Genomic DNA, 15,230 nt, shown 5'->3' with positions numbered 1-15,230 from the left:
TCGCCCATGGACACGCAGTCGGTGCGCGGCCATGCTGCTCGAAGCAGAGAGCGCTTCGCGGACACGAAGCGACGATGCAGGTATCGATGCGACCCTGGCCGCATTGCGGAGAGAGTTCTCAAGGGAACTCGAAGGAAGTTCCAGACCCGGACGCCTTGAAGCTCTTTCCACCCGCAGCACAAGCATCGGCGGCGAGCCGCTCAACGACGGATATCACTTCGCATCCACTATCGTGAATGATGACGGAAGGCCCTTCGCGCGCGGCGAAAACTCCTACACAAATGTAGCGGCTTCGAGCACCTTCTCCCACTTCGCAGCGTATGCGCGTATAGAGCTGCAGTCCACCTCGTCGCCGACGCCACAACCATCGGCCGCTGCACAGTTACAGATCTCTGCCGCTGACTTCACACCAGCCGCCATACAAGGTCCCGTAACAGGCTTCACTCGCGGACGTCTGCCCGAGGCGTACCTAAGCTTCGCCATCGCGGGAAACACAATCGCGTTCGGACGGCAGACCCTTCTCTGGGGACCCGGAAGAAACGGCGGCTCCCTCTTCACCAACAATGCAGATCCTGTCCTGATGCTTCGCTATGACCGTGAGAAGCCATTTGTTCTCCCCGGTGTGCTGCGGTTCCTCGGACCGATCCGTGCCCAGGCATTCATCGGGCGCCTGAACGGAACACAGTTTGTCCATACGAACCACCAGACGTTCGGATCGCCGGGCGTCTCTGTTCCGGATCAACCCTTCATCCACGGCGAAAAGGTAGCATTCCAACCCACCCCGAACTGGGAGTTCAGCGTCGCGCGTACGACGCTGTTCGCTGGTCAGGGTGCGCCCTTCACCACCCGCACCTTATTGCGGAGTCTTTTCTCGACTGGAACCGGAGAGGAGAATGCGGACCCTGGGGACCGCCGCGTCTCCTTCGACACAAGGTACAGAGTACCGGGACTGCAAAACGTCCTCACCGTGTACCTCGACAGCTTCGCTGAAGACGAGCCATTCCCCTTGAACTACCCGAAGCAAAGCGTATGGCTCCCTGGTTTGGAACTTCACCCCTTCCCGCACAACTCACACTGGACGCTGCGCATCGAAGGCCTGCTGTCCCCGCATCGTTCGAATGCATTCAGCGGTTTTTTTTATTTCAACGTTCATTACCTGTCGGGCTACACCAACAGCCGGCAACTCCTGGGCAGTTGGATAGGCCGCGAGGCCCACGGTACGCAGACATGGCTCACGTGGCATCCCTCTCCACGCACCTTCGTCGAGATGAGCGTCCGTTCGCAGAACGTGGCAAGCGACTTTCTGCGCGGCGGAACACTGAGGGATCTGCAATGGAACTTCGAGAAGGCCGTTCGGCCTGATCTTACGCTTCGCCTCCAGGAGCAAGTCGAGCGCTGGAACTTCCCTCTGCTCTCCTCAACCACACACTTCAACTCGTCCTTTACGGTTCAACTCACATACCGTACCTCCGGAGGCTCGCGATGACACCAGCTTCTCTGATGACGCCGAGCTCTGTATGGACGACGCGCCTCTGGTTTCTCTGGCGTCGGCGTCCTCTGCTTGCGCGCGCAGGTGCTATTTCTCTCGTTCTTGGCTTCACCATCGCGTTCCTCACGCCAAAGCGGTACACGTCGAGCGCTGCAATCATGCCACCCGATCAGAGCGGCTCTGGCGCACTGATGCTCGCCGCGCTCTCAGGCCATTCCAACGGCCTCGGCGCGCTGGGGAGCCTCGCGAGCGGCTTTCTTGGCATGCGTTCCAACACGGCAGTCTTCGAAAGCCTTCTGCATTCGGGAACCGTGTCGGGAGCTCTTATCGATCGCTTCGACCTCCGCCATGTCTACCATGTGCGCTACAACCGCGACGCTGCACGCAGGCTCGCGCATAACACTACCGTCGCCGATGACAAGAAAAGCGGCATGATCACCATCGCGGTCGAAGACGGCGATCCCGTTCGCGCCCGGGATCTCGCGCAAGCCTACCTTGACGAGCTGAGCAAGCTCGTGAACCGCACGAGCACCTCCCAGGCCAGGCAGGAACGGATCTTCATCGAAAAGCGTCTCACCGAAGTCAACACCGACCTTGAGCATGCACAGATTGCGCTCAGCGACTTCTCCACCAAAAACAGCACGATCGACATCAAGGAACAGACGCGTGCCATGGTCGATACGGGCGCTCGTGCCGAGGGAGAGTTGGTCGCAGAGCAGTCGTCGCTCCAGGCCTTGAAGCAGATCTACGGCGACGGCAACGTGCGCGTCCGGCAAACCGAGGCACGCATCGCGTCGTTGCGCGGCAACCTTCAACGCATGGCCGGGATCGCTCCGCATGCCGATAGCTCCGGAGCAGACTCCCAAAGCGACATCACGGCGTTCTCACCGCCGCTGCGCCAACTACCCCGTCTCGGAGTCGCCTATGCTGACCTCTATCGTCGCGTTCGCGTTGAGGAAACGGTCTTCGAACTACTCACCGGGCAATACGAAATGGCTCGCATCGCTGAGGCTCACGACATCCCTTCCGTCAGCGTCGTCGACGCGCCGGGAATTCCCGAAAAGAAGTCATTTCCTCCCCGGCTCTGGCTTGGGCTTGGCTTGGCCCTCTTCTCCATGGCCGCAGTGATCGCGGTGTTGTTCGCACAGGATCGCTGGCATCGGCTCGACAACCGGGACCCGCGCAAAGCACTCGCACTGGAAGTCGCTCGCGCCCTCTTGCGACGCAAAGGAGGCGTGGCGTGAAGCGTCACTTCATCAATGCGGCGTGCGGCGTCGTCGACTACGCAGCCTACCCGGTCGTGATGCTGTTCGTTGGCCCGTTCACGCTTCGCCGGCTGGGTGCCGCGGAGTTCGGCCTATGGATGATCGCAGCCGCGGTCATCAGCAGCGGGGGAATCATCGCAAGCGGGTTCTCCGACGCGAACCTGCAGCGAGTCTCACAATTGCTCCAGAAGAAAGACATCCAGGCCGTGCGGCAAACCGTGCGGAGCATGATGGCGATCAATCTCATCACCGGTGCGCTGGTCGCGTTCGCGTTACTTGTGGCGATTCCATGGCTGGCCTCTAGAATCGAGGCCGGTCTCCCCTCCTCAATTCGCGAATGCATGATCTGTCTCTGGATCGCCGCCGGCTGCGTCGTTCTGCGCTCCATTCACGCTGTAGCCGTCAGCACGCAACGTGGATTCCAGGATTTTCGCGCCAGCGTGCGCATCACGTCACTCACGCACCTCGCGACTCTTGGAATGGCGGCGCTCCTCACGGTCAGGGGGCATGGACCGATTGCCATACTCGCCGCCACGGCGGCAATCCTTGTTGTCGCGACTTTTGCGCAATGCCGCGAGGTCACCAGACTCCTGGGCGCACAGGCCATTCTTCCCAGGCTCGACCACGAAGCCATGTCCGCGCTCCTATCCAAAGGGGTTTATGTGTGGTTCCAGACGGTGGGCGGTGTGCTCGCCGACCGTATCGACCGCTTGCTGCTTGGAGCCACCCTGGGTGCCGTGGCCGTCGCGCCGTACGTCCTATGCGTCCAGCTTGCGCAGCCGCTCCTCGGACTCACCGGATCCAGCCTCAGCTTCCTCATGCCTTACCTTTCGGGGATGGCGGGCAGCGATCAGAGTACCAATCTTCGTCGCAACATCCTTAGCGCCATCGGTGCGAATCTACTGATCGTTTTCATTGGCGTCGTCCTTACCCTCTACCTTGGAACAAGACTTCTGCCGCGCTGGGTTGGCTCCACGGCAGCCCCAATCGCGCTTCAACTGTTTCCTCGCATCGTCATCGGTTCCGCGCTTCTGGCGGTCAGCGTAACAGGGATCTACACCTTGCAGGCGCTGGGCAGGTTTCGCATCCTCGCAGGCATGTCTCTCGGGTCGCGTCTCCTGTTGTTCCCGGTCATGCTTGGCCTCCTGCACCGCTCCGGCATGAGCGGGCTGGCTACGTTCCGCCTGTACGCGGGAGCCGTTGCCCTCGCCGTGTACGTTCCCGTACTGCGAGTCATTTGGCCGCGGCGATCAATGGCCACTGTACGAGTCTCGGCGGAGTCACACTCGGAAGGAGCATTCCTATGAGAGTCCTTGTCGTCGCGGTGAGTGCGCCGACGCAGATGACAGGCGTTCATCGTCATGCCATCAACCTCGCGAAGTGCCTGTTGATGCGGCACGATGATGTTGATCTGGTCGTCGCTCCCTGGCAGCTCAAGAGCATCGAAGGTTCAGGCATCTCCACCTTTCCGCGTCTTTCCCTCTACGTCGCCGAAATGACGCCTGGCCGTACTGCACGCAACCTTTGGCACTGCACGGCACTCCCGCGGCTGGTGAGGGAAAGCGGGGCGGATATTGTTCACCTCACCTGCCCGGTTCCCTTTTTCAAGTCGCTGATCTGCAGGCCCGTTGTCGTGACCTTGCACGATCTGTATCCGATGGAGATCCGGGAGAACTTCGGCCGCTTCAAGTCTGTCTTCAATCGTGCGATCCTCCGCATCTACCTGCAGGGTGCCGACGCGATCACAACCGTGTCCGACCGCACGCTCGCCCTTCTTCAGACCTATATACCGAAGGCGAGCGACAAGGCCATCCGCATTTACAACTGCCTGGAGGCCTTTCCACCCGCCACCGGCCGATCTCCCCTTCCGGAGTGGCGAGGCTATCCATTTCTGCTTTGCGTTGCGCAGCATCGCCGCAATAAGAACGTGACCCTTCTCCTGCGCGCCTTCCACCAGCTCGTGCAACGCGGGTCGCTGGCAGAAGGAACCCGGCTTGTTGTGATCGGCGTACCCGGCCCTGAGACCGAGGCAATCGAGCGCACGGTCCGTGATCTCGAACTCGCGGCAAGAGTCGTCTTTCTCTCCGGCGTATCGGATGCCGAGCTTCACTGGTGCTATCGCAACGCAAAGATGCTCGTCGCACCATCGCAAACCGAGGGCTTCGGCTTTCCCGTCGCGGAAGCACTTCAGGCAGGCTGCCGTTTCGTCTGCTCGGACATTCCGGCTTTCCGAGAGATCGACGCACGTTCCGGCCACTACTTCTCCCTTGATGGCGACGCCGGCTCCAATCTCGTGGATGCGATCCTCGAGGCCGCATCGAGTCCAGCGCCTCCGCCGACTCCCCTCGATCGTTTCAGTCTGGAAAGGATCGGTCAGCAATACTCCGGCCTCTATTCCACTCTGCACCTCCAGCACTTCACCGTCCCGCGGGCTTCAGCCCAGGAGAAGCCTTATGAAAACAAGCTCTAGCCGTCCTGTCGCCAATGTGCTCGGTATCCCCGTAGATGCCTTGGATATGGAGTCGGCACTTGCACGAACTCAGGAGTTGCTAAGCACGCCCGGATCGCACTACATCTGTGCGGCGGCGGTGCATGGCATCGTGGAAGCACAGCGAAATCCGAAGCTGCTGGCCGCATATCACGGGGCTGCCCTGGTCCTGCCGGATGGAATGCCGCTCGCATGGGCGGGGCGTAGCCAGGGATTCGCGGCCATGGAACGCGTCACCGGCCCTGACATTACGATCGAAGTCTTTCGGCGCCCGGAGTTCGCCGGCGTCACCCACTTCCTCTATGGCGGCGATCAGGGTGTGGTGGAGGAGTTGCGGGAACGACTGCTGCAACGGTTTCCCTCCGCTCGCATCGTCGGAATCTATACGCCGCCCTTTCGCGACCTGAACCTGGACGAAGAACGCTACATGGAAGACCTGCTCTCTACGCTGAAGCCCGATATCGTGTGGGTCGGGATCGGCTGTCCCAAGCAGGAACTCTGCATGGCACGCTACACACGCCGCTGGAACGCGAGGCTGATGATCGGGGTCGGTGCAGCCTTCGACTTTCATACCGGCCGCCTTCGCGATTGCGCTCCGTGGATCAAGCGGGCAGGCCTGCAGTGGCTCCATCGCCTTATACAAGACCCCAGGCGGCTCTGGCGGCGTTATCTTGTCACGAACTGTACCTTCGTCTATCGAATGACCTTGCAGGCCCTCAGGCGGACCGCGCCATCCCCGCTTCCGCAAGCCCCCGCCCGTGCCACGCGCCAGGTCGAGACCCGCTCGTGATGCAACTCCGCTCACGACAATTTCCTGACAATCTCATAGCCCACGCATGACAACACCGCCTTCTCGCTCCGTTACACATGACTGAGTGCGGTTTTTCCGCCATCGAGGATTAGGAATGAAGAAATCGAAAGCGTCTCTGGTCACTTCTCTCGCGCTTCTGGTCATCTTGTGCGCGCACCCGCTCGTCCATGCTCAGCCGGGGGGCAAGCACATTGAAGTGACAGCGTCCAAGTTCTCTTTCGCGCCCGCGACCATTACGGTGAAAAAAGGCGAACCGGTGACTCTGGTACTGTCGAGTACCGACGTGACCCATGGGCTCAGGATTCGCGAACTGGGTGTGGACGTGAAGGTCAATAAAGGGAAAAGCACCGAAGCCACCTTTACACCAGATCAAACCGGAGACTTCGTCGGCCATTGCTCAAACTTCTGTGGCGCGGGTCATGGCGGCATGGCGCTCACCGTACATGTGGTGGATTAAGCATGCGTCCGCTGGCCTGCGTCGCCTTCTGCTCGCTTCTCCTCTGTGGATGTAAGGCGACGCCACCTGGAAAGATCGAAAGCAAAATCGCAATAGCCACGGAGCATCACGTGACGATCGGCAACAAGCACGGTAAGAATCCGATACCGGACAATTCCGCAACGCGGGCCGATGGCAAAGATGCGTTCAGTCACTACTGTGCAGCGTGTCACGGGTACGATGGCCAGAATACCGGTGTACCCTTCGCCGATCGGATGTCCCCGCCGGTCCCGCTGTTGAACTCTCCCGACGCTCAGCAGTTCACGGACGGCCAGCTTAAATGGATTATCGATAACGGGATCTGGCCCTCCGGAATGCCAGCCTCCAGGGGAATGCTGAGCGACGAAGAGCAATGGTCGATCGTCGTATACCTCCGTCACCTTCCCCCCGCAGGCGCCGCCGGCACCCCGGAAATGTACAACCACTAGCGCGATGGCTGAAACTTCTCAACCAGCGTCGGGCACTGCAAAGACGATCGGATTCTTCCTCGGCTTTCGCATGATCGTGCTCGTAGTCGGGACTCGAGCCTTCGGCCTCGACCCGCAGTTGAGCATTGGCTTGACGCTCGGATTAAACTTCCTTTGTCTTGTTTTTGCCGCCATGGGCCGAACAGATGATGCCGGGGCGCGCAACCTGCTGCGATTGGGTCCGATTCGCTGGGCGGTGCTGTTCCTCGCGTTCACGGGAACCAGCCTGTCGTGGACGGTCGCAGTCTCGCCATCAGCCGCCTTGGTCTACTGGTGTGCCATGGTCGCCGACGCATGCATGGTCACACTTGTCCTCCGCCAGGGACCCCCCAGGCAGCAGGGCATTTCGATCATGCAGGGCTTCATCGCAGGAGCCTGTTGCGTCGCTGTGGTTGCCTGGCTGCTTCCTGAACAATCCGACCTCCGCCTTGGGGACGAAGAACTGCTCGGACCCAACCAGATCGGTTTCCTATGCGCCTTTGCCCTGTTCTTCACGTTGTTTCTCATCCGTGAGCGCGCGGGCCGCTATAAACCTGCGGCTGCGTTCCTTGCCATGACCTTGCTAAGAAGTCTCAGTAAAACGAGTATCTTGGCCTGTTTGGCCGCACTCTCCTGGCTGCTTGTGCGCGATCGTTCTCTTCACAGAAACACCAAGGTGGCGCTCACACTGCTCGTCGTGGCGGTCTTCCTGCTCTTCTCCCCCCTCCTGTCCGCATACATCGACGTCTACTCGAACCTCGGCAATCAGTCGATCACGTTAAGCGGACGCCTCTCGATCTGGGCTTACGTGCTTAACGAAGCGCTCGATCTCCCGTGGACGGGGCATGGCTTCCACTCCATGTGGAAGGTCATCCCTCCAATGAATGGCGACTTTGAACCGCGTCATGCCCACAACGAGATCCTGCAGCAGTTTTATGCTTACGGAGTCGCAGGCCTTGGGCTCCTCGTCGGAATTTATAGTTCGTTCTATCGCCAGATCCGGAAACTCAACAACCCTTCGATGAAGGCGTTCCTCTCCGCGCTGCTCCTCTTCATTCTCATTCGTGGCCTTACCGACACGGAGGTCTTCGATCTTTCCTTGCCGATGTGGGCTGTAATCCTATGGAGCGTCTTGATGCGAGGCACGGACGAGCAGTTTGACGCCCGTACCCCGGTCTCACCTTCGTTCCAATTATCCGAAGCGCGAATTGTCACAGGGTGAGGACTTCGTCTAAGCTCATGGCTAACCGCGTGCTCGCCAAACTTTAAGAAAGGCTTGCCAATATGGTTTCTGAAGTCTCCATCCCCGGCGAGGAAATACCTCCGGTTTCTCCGGACGATTCACTCGGTACCATTCTCATCGTCGAAGATGATCCGCGCATGCAGAAGGTCCTTGCCCGCACCTTTACCCAGGAGCGCTTTCGCGTGCTGGTTGCTGGCGATGGCCAGACCGCGCTTGAGCTCTTTCGCGCGGAGCGGCCCTCAGGCGTCATTCTTGATCTGATCCTGCCGCGCATCTCTGGTCGCGAGTTGTGCCAGATGTTCAAGCGCATCGCTCCGGAGACCCCCGTGATCATCGTCAGCGCGATTACGGAGGTTGTCGACAAGGTCCTCCTGCTCGAACTGGGCGCTGAAGACTACGTGACAAAGCCATTTAGCCCACGCGAACTAGTCGCCCGTATGCAGGGAACGCTTCGGCGTCAGCGCAAACCTGCGGCCCTCGATGTCTTCCGCTTTGCGAATTGTGAGATCGACTTCCGCAGTATGAACGCTCGCAGGAGCGGAGTGCCGGTCGTCCTGACTGCCCACGAGTTCAAGCTGTTGAAGTTCTTCGTGGATAATGTCGACCGCGTACTCTCGCGTGAGGTCCTGCTCAACGAAGTATGGGGCTACAACTCGTATCCCACAACGCGTACGGTCGACAATCAGATCCTGAAGCTCCGTCAGAAACTCGAACCGGAGCCGGCCAATCCGCGGCACCTGCTGACGATCTATGGAGCGGGGTATAAGTTTGTCCCCCATCCCTAAACCCGGCAGGGACGGCGTTCGAACGCACGTCCTCCTGATCACGGCGATGGCGATTGTCATGGTCGTGACCATGGCGCTCCTGGTGGTTCTTGTCCGTGAACGCTTTCGCGCACAGGCGACAGCGGATCTCTCGCTCAATCTTCGTCGTTCCGTCATTGCCTTCCGCGATCTGCAACAGGATCGATTCGACGCGCTCGAGCGTGAGAACTCCCTTCTTGCCAGCCTGCCCACGCTCAAAGCGCTGATGACCAGCGGTGACGACCTCACCATTCAGGATGGCGCAGTCGAGTACTGGCAGCTCAGCGGTGAGGACCTGCTCGCTCTGACTACACCAAACGGGCGAGTGATCTCCGTCTACAGCAAGGTGCCGGAGAAGGGCACGAATTTGCCCAGTGCGCTCAGCACACTGGTTGCTCAACCAGCCAGGCGCAACATCGTCGACGGCAAAACCTTGTATGCGTGTTCCGTTCGCCCGATCTACTTTGGCAGCGATGTCTCAGGGACGATCCTTGGTTACGTCATCAGCGGCATGTCCATCGAACGCTCTGTTCGCCAGATCAGCGCGCCTGCGGGCGCCGAAGCTGCTTTCCTGAGCGGTGGACGCGTCGTCACCAGCACGCTCAGCGCTTCCGCACAGCAAAACCTCATCGCGCAGTTAGGCCCGTTGAGCGGTGCCTCCCTGTCCCCCGCGCCCCTTGCCCTCGGGGGCGACCGCTACATGGCCGCCGTCGACACTCTCTCCTCCGTCGACAGTTCCCCCCTGCAGCTTGTGGTCCTCAAGTCCGTGCGACCCACCGAAAAGTGGATCGCTCGCACGGACCGCATTGTACTGAGCGCGGGCTTGATCGCCGTCCTCGTGGGGGCCATCTGCATGGTCATCCTTGGCCGCGTGCTCACCCGTCCACTTGAAGAACTTTCACGCAGCGTACGCGCATTCGGTGCTGGTGACGGAGCCTATCGTGTTCCCCGTTACGGAACCCGAGAGGTCCGTCATCTGAGCTCCGCCTTTGCCAGGATGCGGGAAGAGACGCAACGCGCCAACCAGGCTCGCCTCGAATCGGAGCGCCTCGCAACGATTGGACTCATGGCCAGCTCGGTCTCGCACGACCTCCGCCACTATCTGGCGGCCGTATATGCCAACGCCGAGTTCCTCGCCTCGGATACACTTCCCCCGGACGAACGCGCAGAGATATTCGCGGACATTCGCAGCGCCGTTCTAGGCACGGCCGATATGATCGAATCGCTGCTGATCTTCAGTCGTACCGGATCCAGCGTGCGCTATGCCGAGGAGAAGGTCGTCCCGATTCTCGAACATGCTCTGTCGCTCGTTCGAGCCCATCCAGACTCACAACACGCGATCTTTGAGAAGGACTTCTGTCATCATGAGGACCTCATCGCCAGAGTCGATGGCAAGCAGGTCGAACGGGCGGTATATAACCTGCTGCTGAATGCCTGCCAGGCAGGACTGATCGCGGAAAGAGTTCCACACGTTCAACTTTCTCTTCGTCTTTCCGGGGACTTTTTTATTGTCCGCTGCGTGGACAACGGCAATGGTGTTCCCGAAGCCATACGCATGCGGCTTTTCGACCCGTTTGTAAGTGAGGGAAAGCAAAAAGGGACAGGCCTTGGACTCACACTGGCAAACTGCATTGCGGAGGAGCATGGTGGCGAGGTCGTTCTGGTCAGTAGTTCTACCGGCGAAACGATCTTTGAAATTCGTATGCTCATTTCGCCGTCTGCCGGCCCTGGTGCGGCAGACGCAAACCAGAAGGGTTCACATGCGCTCGTTCACTAGCGGAACCCTGCTGGCATTCGCAGCGCTCGCGTCAGCGTCAGCGACACCTGCGCGTTCACAAAGCGCGGACAATGCTGTACTTACCCAACAGGTGCAGCAACTCTCGCAAGCCGTGGCACAAGCCCAGACACAACTTGAGGAGTCCCAGCGGCAGATGACCGAGCTCCGAAAGCAGCTCGCCGCTCTGCAGGCCCAACTCGCACAGAACTCCGCCACGGCAGCGCCCGCCGCGGAGACTGCGAAGAAGATAGACGATCTGCGCGAACAGCAGGAGATACAGCAGGCGGAGATCGCCACGCACGAACAGTCGAAAGTGGAAAGCGCGTCGAAGTATTCCCTGAAGCTGACTGGCCTTCTTCTCTTCAACGGGTTCGTCAATACTGGCGGGGTGGACACACCCGACACGCCCACCATCTCCTCGCCCGGCGCGGGTTCGACCGGCGCATCGATGCGGCAGACCATGCTTGGCTTCTACGCGACGGGCCCGCACATCTTCGGCGCATCCAGTTTCGCGGATCTTCACATAGACTTCTACGGCAACCCTCAAGTCAGCGCCGGCAACTACGCAGGCGGTTATTACGGTCATCCATCGGTGCCTCGTCTGCGCACGGCACACGCGGGCCTCCTCTGGGATGACACCGAACTCTCGTTTGCTTTTGATCGGCCTCTGATCAGCCCGGACTCTCCTTCCTCACTCGTCTCGCTCGCCGTTCCCGCGCTTGCATGGTCCGGCAATCTCTGGCAGTGGAATCCGCAGCTCGAGCTGAGTCACACCATCCCTGCGGGACCGAACCGCTTTATCAAATTTGAGTCGGCCCTGATCGACACGCAGGACACCCTGATGCCTCCGCTGGCGACATCGGCTTACACTCAGGAGAGCCTCTACACATCGCTGAGTGAGCAAAGCCGTTGGCCTGGGGTTGAGGCGAGAATCGCGCTGACTGGGTCTCCGGCGGAACAGCATGGAAATCATTTCGGCGTCGGCGGTTACTTCTCTCCGCATCTCCTGCCTAACGGGACACGCTATAACGCATGGGCCGCCACTCTCGATGAGCAACTCCAGCTTCCCCATCGTTTCGAACTCACAGGCAGCGCTTATCGCGCGCTCGGACTTGGCGGTCTCGGCGGCGGGGCGTACAAGGACTTCACGTACGTTGAATCCGACAAAGGTGGAGGCTATTACTATCATCCACTCGATGACGTTGGTGGCTGGGCGCAGATCAAGAAGCGCGCCGGTCAACGTCTGGAATTCAACGGCGCGTTTGGAATCGATAACGTCTTCGCCCACGAATTGTCTCGTACACCCGTCCCCATCAACTACGGCTACAGCTATCTCGCTCGAAATCACACCGCGACCGGCAACGTCATTTATTCGCCAAGCGCTTACCTGCTCTTTTCACTTGAGTTTCGCCACCTGACGACCTGGTCGACAACAGGCGCGCCCTCCAACTCAAATGTGGTAGGTCTGGGAGCGGGATACAGCTTCTAATGATCAAAGCCCTTTACGCCGCCACTCTGCTCTGCGTCATCGGAACGTCCTCGCTTGCCCGCTCGCAGTCATTGGGCGAGAAATCTGTAGGCGAGATCAGTCTCCGTCTAACCCCACCCACAGCGGCAAAAGGACATGACGCAACTCCTGCCGTCATTTGGCTTCAACCTGTCGGGACCGTTCTGCCGTTCGTTCCTCAGGGCAGGTATACCCTCCTGCAGAAGAATCGAACGTTCTATCCTCACCTGCAGGTGGTCGCCGTTGGGAGTACCGTGCAATTTCCCAACGTGGATCCCTTTTTTCACAACGTCTTCTCTCTCTTCGATGGACGCCGTTTCGATCTCGGTCTCTACGAAGCCGGCTCGAGCAAATCGGTAGGCTTCAACCGGGAGGGAGTGTCATACATCTTCTGCAATATCCACCCGGAGATGAGTGCCGTCATCGTGGCCCTCTCGACGCCGCTGTACACCATCACTCGACTAGGACATGACGCACGGATTGGCGATATACCGTCCGGCGAATATGAGCTGCACTTCTGGATCGAAGGTGTTCCGCAAACCGACCTCGACGGGATGAAGCGCCCCCTCACCGTGAAAGCAGGCCACGCTTCGTTGGGAGCCGTTGTGGTTCCCGCGCCGGAGAGACCAGCACAACACACGAGCAAGTTTGGCGGTGCGTATCATGAAGGTTCGGAAAAGCCATACTGAGACCGATTCGACAGGCGCAATCAGGGAACGACGCGCCGTCGCGAAACTGCGGTAAACCAAAGGGCTCGGCCACAATCGCTGGCATAGAGGATTGTTTTCGAATCCGGCTCCCAGGTCGGCTCGATTAGGTTGCACTCCGCATCGCTGAGGTCGCGAACCGAGCCGCTGGATAGATCAAGGAGTGCGAGATTCCAGCTTCCTCGATCCATGCGGCTGAAGGCTAGCCAACGTCCATCGGGCGAAACAGCGGGATATCGAGCCTCGCCAACCGGAAGCACCTCTGGATTCTGCCCCGCGCTGATGTGCAGAAGGCGCGAGCCCGAGGTCCCCTTCACAAGCCCTGCAACGATCAGCGATGCGTCTGGAAGAAACGTCGCCTGTTCCACGTCGATCGTGTTTGGCGTCAAAGCTCGTTCCTGACCTTGCGCCCCGCGAAGAGGGCGGACGAACGCGGTTCCACGTCCATGATGAACCCGCAGGTACGCGAGATATCGTCCATCCGGGGAGAGCGTCGGAGACTCTGCATCGACGATATCCTTGAAGATGCCCCCCCCCGCGTGAGGTGATAGTCGAGCGTGCGCCGGCACTCTCTACCAGCACGCGCTCGTTATTCGTCGCGAACGAAATCTCGTCGGGACCGACGGCAGACTCGGAAAAAGGCACGTTGGATGGGGGAGCACTCATATGCTCAAGCAGCCGATACCCCGTAGGCTGCATCGCGATGCGCAGAACATCGCCGTCGTGCCATCCGGGAGCAGCGGTGAGCAGAGCTCCACTCGCATCCGGTATTCGGTAAGCGAAATCGTCATACAAGCCGCGCTGATGGTGAAGCCCGGAAGCCACCTGGAGCGCGGCCACCAGTGCCAGGATCCCACCAATGGCGAGCGTGACCCTACGACGCTTCGGCGTGTGCAATGCTATCGATCCCATCGTCACATAGAACACGGCAGCAAGCGCGACGAGCATATAAAGACGCGGCACCTGCAATACAGCGCCAAGCCCGGATGCAGATCCAACATCCCAGCCGCTGGGCAGCCCTATGCCAACGTACAAAACGATAGCCAGCCATGCCAGCGAAGAACGCCTGCGTAGGAGCCACGCAACCAAGACCGTCATAGGCAGCACGAGCAGCGTGAAATTGTAGGACGCGGGAATCGTCGAGACTGTCAGCGTGCCAACCGTGAGCGCGGACCACTCCAGTGCAACTCGGCTCGCCGAATCGTCGCGTTCATCGCAAAGCAACAGCGCCGGCGCGAGAATAACCATCGGCAACACAGCCTGAAGAACCACGAAGAACACGGGAGACGGATGCCAGGGCTGCGGGTTCCACTGTGGTTCGTAGACGAACAGGCAGTGCAGCAACGTGGAAAGAGAACCGCTGCCAAGAGCGTAGGGAGGAAATCCTTCGCCGCGAAGTGTCCAAGGCAGAATCTGACGCAGATAGGTTCGATGAACCTCCCATCCGAAGACGCTCACCGAGACTGCAATGCAGGCTGCCCCGGTAGCAACAGCCGCCAACAAAGCACGCCACTCCCGTTTGCGCAGGAAGTAAAGGCAGAAAACAACCGGAAAGAGTTTGATGGCAGTCGCAATTGCCACGAGCGCTCCCGCAAGGCTCATGCGCTTGCGTTGGTGAGCCCAGCATGCACCAATCAACAGCGCCGTGAGCAACACGTAGAACTGCCCATAGAGAAGGTTGCGATGCAGTGGCGGGCACCCGAGAACAATCAGTGCGATACGCCGCAGCGGTTGGCCAGTCATCTCTCGGAGACCATACACAATAGGAAGCAGAAGTGCTATCTGAAAGACGAGCCAGATACGCTTGGCTATCAAAGGCTTGAAACCCGCCAGTGGAGCGACAGCCAGGGTCGAGAAGGGTGTGATCGGCACCAGCCCAATGACGGAGCGGTCGATCTCATGATGATCTTTCTGACGCGCCAGCCAGCGCCACTCGTATACGTGCGCGGTGTCGACACCCTCTCTCGCCAGCTTGGCGGTGAGGTAGTAATTCGGAAAATCCGTCTGAAGCGTAGCGAAGGCCGAGGGCACCGTCCGAAGCGCAAATACGCCTGCACAGATGAAGAGGAGCAGCCATTCGACGCGTACCCAGGCTTGCAAGGCCGGTGACGGTGTGGAGGAAGCGCGCGGAAGGGGGATAGTTCGTATCTCGGTCGCCATGGGTAACTGCCAGCCTGGCTAGCATAGAGGCGAGGCCA

Annotated in this window: 13 protein-coding genes; 12 read left to right on the top strand and 1 reads right to left on the bottom strand. The window is 59.7% G+C overall.

The annotated features are described in order from the left end of the window. The first annotated feature begins 31 nt into the window (after positions 1–31). From GRAN_RS23110 to GRAN_RS23055, 12 genes are all read left to right on the top strand, one after another. Positions 32–1,486 (top strand): capsule assembly Wzi family protein, encoded by a 1,455-nt coding sequence (locus GRAN_RS23110; protein ID WP_161571130.1) that lies wholly within the window; start codon positions 32–34, stop codon positions 1,484–1,486. After that, a complete protein-coding gene (locus GRAN_RS23105) occupies positions 1,483–2,733 on the top strand; it encodes a GumC family protein (RefSeq protein WP_128915437.1) in 1,251 nt (416 codons plus the stop codon). The genes GRAN_RS23110 and GRAN_RS23105 overlap by 4 nt, the downstream gene beginning before the upstream one ends. Next, on the top strand, positions 2,730–4,061 hold the full coding sequence (locus tag GRAN_RS23100; protein WP_128915436.1) for a lipopolysaccharide biosynthesis protein: 1,332 nt from the start codon (positions 2,730–2,732) through the stop codon (positions 4,059–4,061). The genes GRAN_RS23105 and GRAN_RS23100 overlap by 4 nt, the downstream gene beginning before the upstream one ends. Next, positions 4,058–5,224 (top strand): glycosyltransferase family 4 protein, encoded by a 1,167-nt coding sequence (locus tag GRAN_RS23095; RefSeq protein ID WP_128915435.1) that lies wholly within the window; start codon positions 4,058–4,060, stop codon positions 5,222–5,224. The genes GRAN_RS23100 and GRAN_RS23095 overlap by 4 nt, the downstream gene beginning before the upstream one ends. Next, positions 5,208–6,032 carry a WecB/TagA/CpsF family glycosyltransferase gene (locus tag GRAN_RS23090; RefSeq protein WP_161571129.1) on the top strand — a complete coding sequence of 275 codons (825 nt, stop codon included), beginning with the start codon at positions 5,208–5,210 and terminating at the stop codon, positions 6,030–6,032. The genes GRAN_RS23095 and GRAN_RS23090 overlap by 17 nt, the downstream gene beginning before the upstream one ends. Positions 6,033–6,147: 115 nt before the next feature. Further along, a complete protein-coding gene (locus GRAN_RS23085) occupies positions 6,148–6,510 on the top strand; it encodes a cupredoxin domain-containing protein (RefSeq protein ID WP_128915433.1) in 363 nt (120 codons plus the stop codon). Between the two features lie 2 nt (positions 6,511–6,512). Further along, a complete protein-coding gene (locus GRAN_RS23080; protein ID WP_128915432.1) occupies positions 6,513–6,977 on the top strand; it encodes a c-type cytochrome in 465 nt (154 codons plus the stop codon). A 4-nt stretch (positions 6,978–6,981) separates the two neighbouring features. Further along, on the top strand, positions 6,982–8,217 hold the full coding sequence (locus GRAN_RS23075) for an O-antigen ligase family protein (RefSeq protein ID WP_128915431.1): 1,236 nt from the start codon (positions 6,982–6,984) through the stop codon (positions 8,215–8,217). A 62-nt stretch (positions 8,218–8,279) separates the two neighbouring features. Next, positions 8,280–9,023 carry a response regulator transcription factor gene (locus GRAN_RS23070; RefSeq protein WP_128915430.1) on the top strand — a complete coding sequence of 248 codons (744 nt, stop codon included), beginning with the start codon at positions 8,280–8,282 and terminating at the stop codon, positions 9,021–9,023. Beyond that, entirely contained in the window at positions 9,007–10,818 is a 1,812-nt protein-coding gene (locus tag GRAN_RS23065) for an ATP-binding protein (RefSeq protein ID WP_161571128.1), read from the top strand. The genes GRAN_RS23070 and GRAN_RS23065 overlap by 17 nt, the downstream gene beginning before the upstream one ends. Then, a complete protein-coding gene (locus tag GRAN_RS23060) occupies positions 10,802–12,307 on the top strand; it encodes a hypothetical protein (protein WP_128915428.1) in 1,506 nt (501 codons plus the stop codon). Before GRAN_RS23065 ends, GRAN_RS23060 begins: the two co-directional genes overlap by 17 nt. Beyond that, a complete protein-coding gene (locus GRAN_RS23055; RefSeq protein ID WP_128915427.1) occupies positions 12,307–13,014 on the top strand; it encodes a cupredoxin domain-containing protein in 708 nt (235 codons plus the stop codon). Before GRAN_RS23060 ends, GRAN_RS23055 begins: the two co-directional genes overlap by 1 nt. A 174-nt stretch (positions 13,015–13,188) precedes the next feature. On the opposite strand, the gene GRAN_RS26505 is transcribed toward GRAN_RS23055, so the two are convergent. Beyond that, the gene (locus GRAN_RS26505) at positions 13,189–15,192 is read right to left on the bottom strand and encodes a glycosyltransferase family 87 protein (protein ID WP_128915426.1); all 2,004 of its coding nucleotides are present in this window, start codon (positions 15,190–15,192) and stop codon (positions 13,189–13,191) included. Positions 15,193–15,230: the final 38 nt, after the last annotated feature.

This window comes from Granulicella sibirica, assembly GCF_004115155.1.
Classification (GTDB): Bacteria; Acidobacteriota; Terriglobia; order Terriglobales; family Acidobacteriaceae; genus Edaphobacter; species Edaphobacter sibiricus.
Note: the sequence above shows the minus strand (reverse complement) of the source record. Positions and strands in the feature narration are given on the sequence as shown.

Coding starts and splice junctions, on each gene's coding strand:
- GRAN_RS23110 (WP_161571130.1), top strand. CDS start 32: ATGCTGCTCGAAGCAGAGAGCGCTTCGCGGACACGAAGCGACGATGCA.
- GRAN_RS23105 (WP_128915437.1), top strand. CDS start 1,483: ATGACACCAGCTTCTCTGATGACGCCGAGCTCTGTATGGACGACGCGC.
- GRAN_RS23095 (WP_128915435.1), top strand. CDS start 4,058: ATGAGAGTCCTTGTCGTCGCGGTGAGTGCGCCGACGCAGATGACAGGC.
- GRAN_RS23090 (WP_161571129.1), top strand. CDS start 5,208: ATGAAAACAAGCTCTAGCCGTCCTGTCGCCAATGTGCTCGGTATCCCC.
- GRAN_RS23085 (WP_128915433.1), top strand. CDS start 6,148: ATGAAGAAATCGAAAGCGTCTCTGGTCACTTCTCTCGCGCTTCTGGTC.
- GRAN_RS23080 (WP_128915432.1), top strand. CDS start 6,513: ATGCGTCCGCTGGCCTGCGTCGCCTTCTGCTCGCTTCTCCTCTGTGGA.
- GRAN_RS23075 (WP_128915431.1), top strand. CDS start 6,982: ATGGCTGAAACTTCTCAACCAGCGTCGGGCACTGCAAAGACGATCGGA.
- GRAN_RS23070 (WP_128915430.1), top strand. CDS start 8,280: ATGGTTTCTGAAGTCTCCATCCCCGGCGAGGAAATACCTCCGGTTTCT.
- GRAN_RS23060 (WP_128915428.1), top strand. CDS start 10,802: ATGCGCTCGTTCACTAGCGGAACCCTGCTGGCATTCGCAGCGCTCGCG.
- GRAN_RS23055 (WP_128915427.1), top strand. CDS start 12,307: ATGATCAAAGCCCTTTACGCCGCCACTCTGCTCTGCGTCATCGGAACG.
- GRAN_RS26505 (WP_128915426.1), bottom strand. CDS start 15,192: ATGGCGACCGAGATACGAACTATCCCCCTTCCGCGCGCTTCCTCCACA.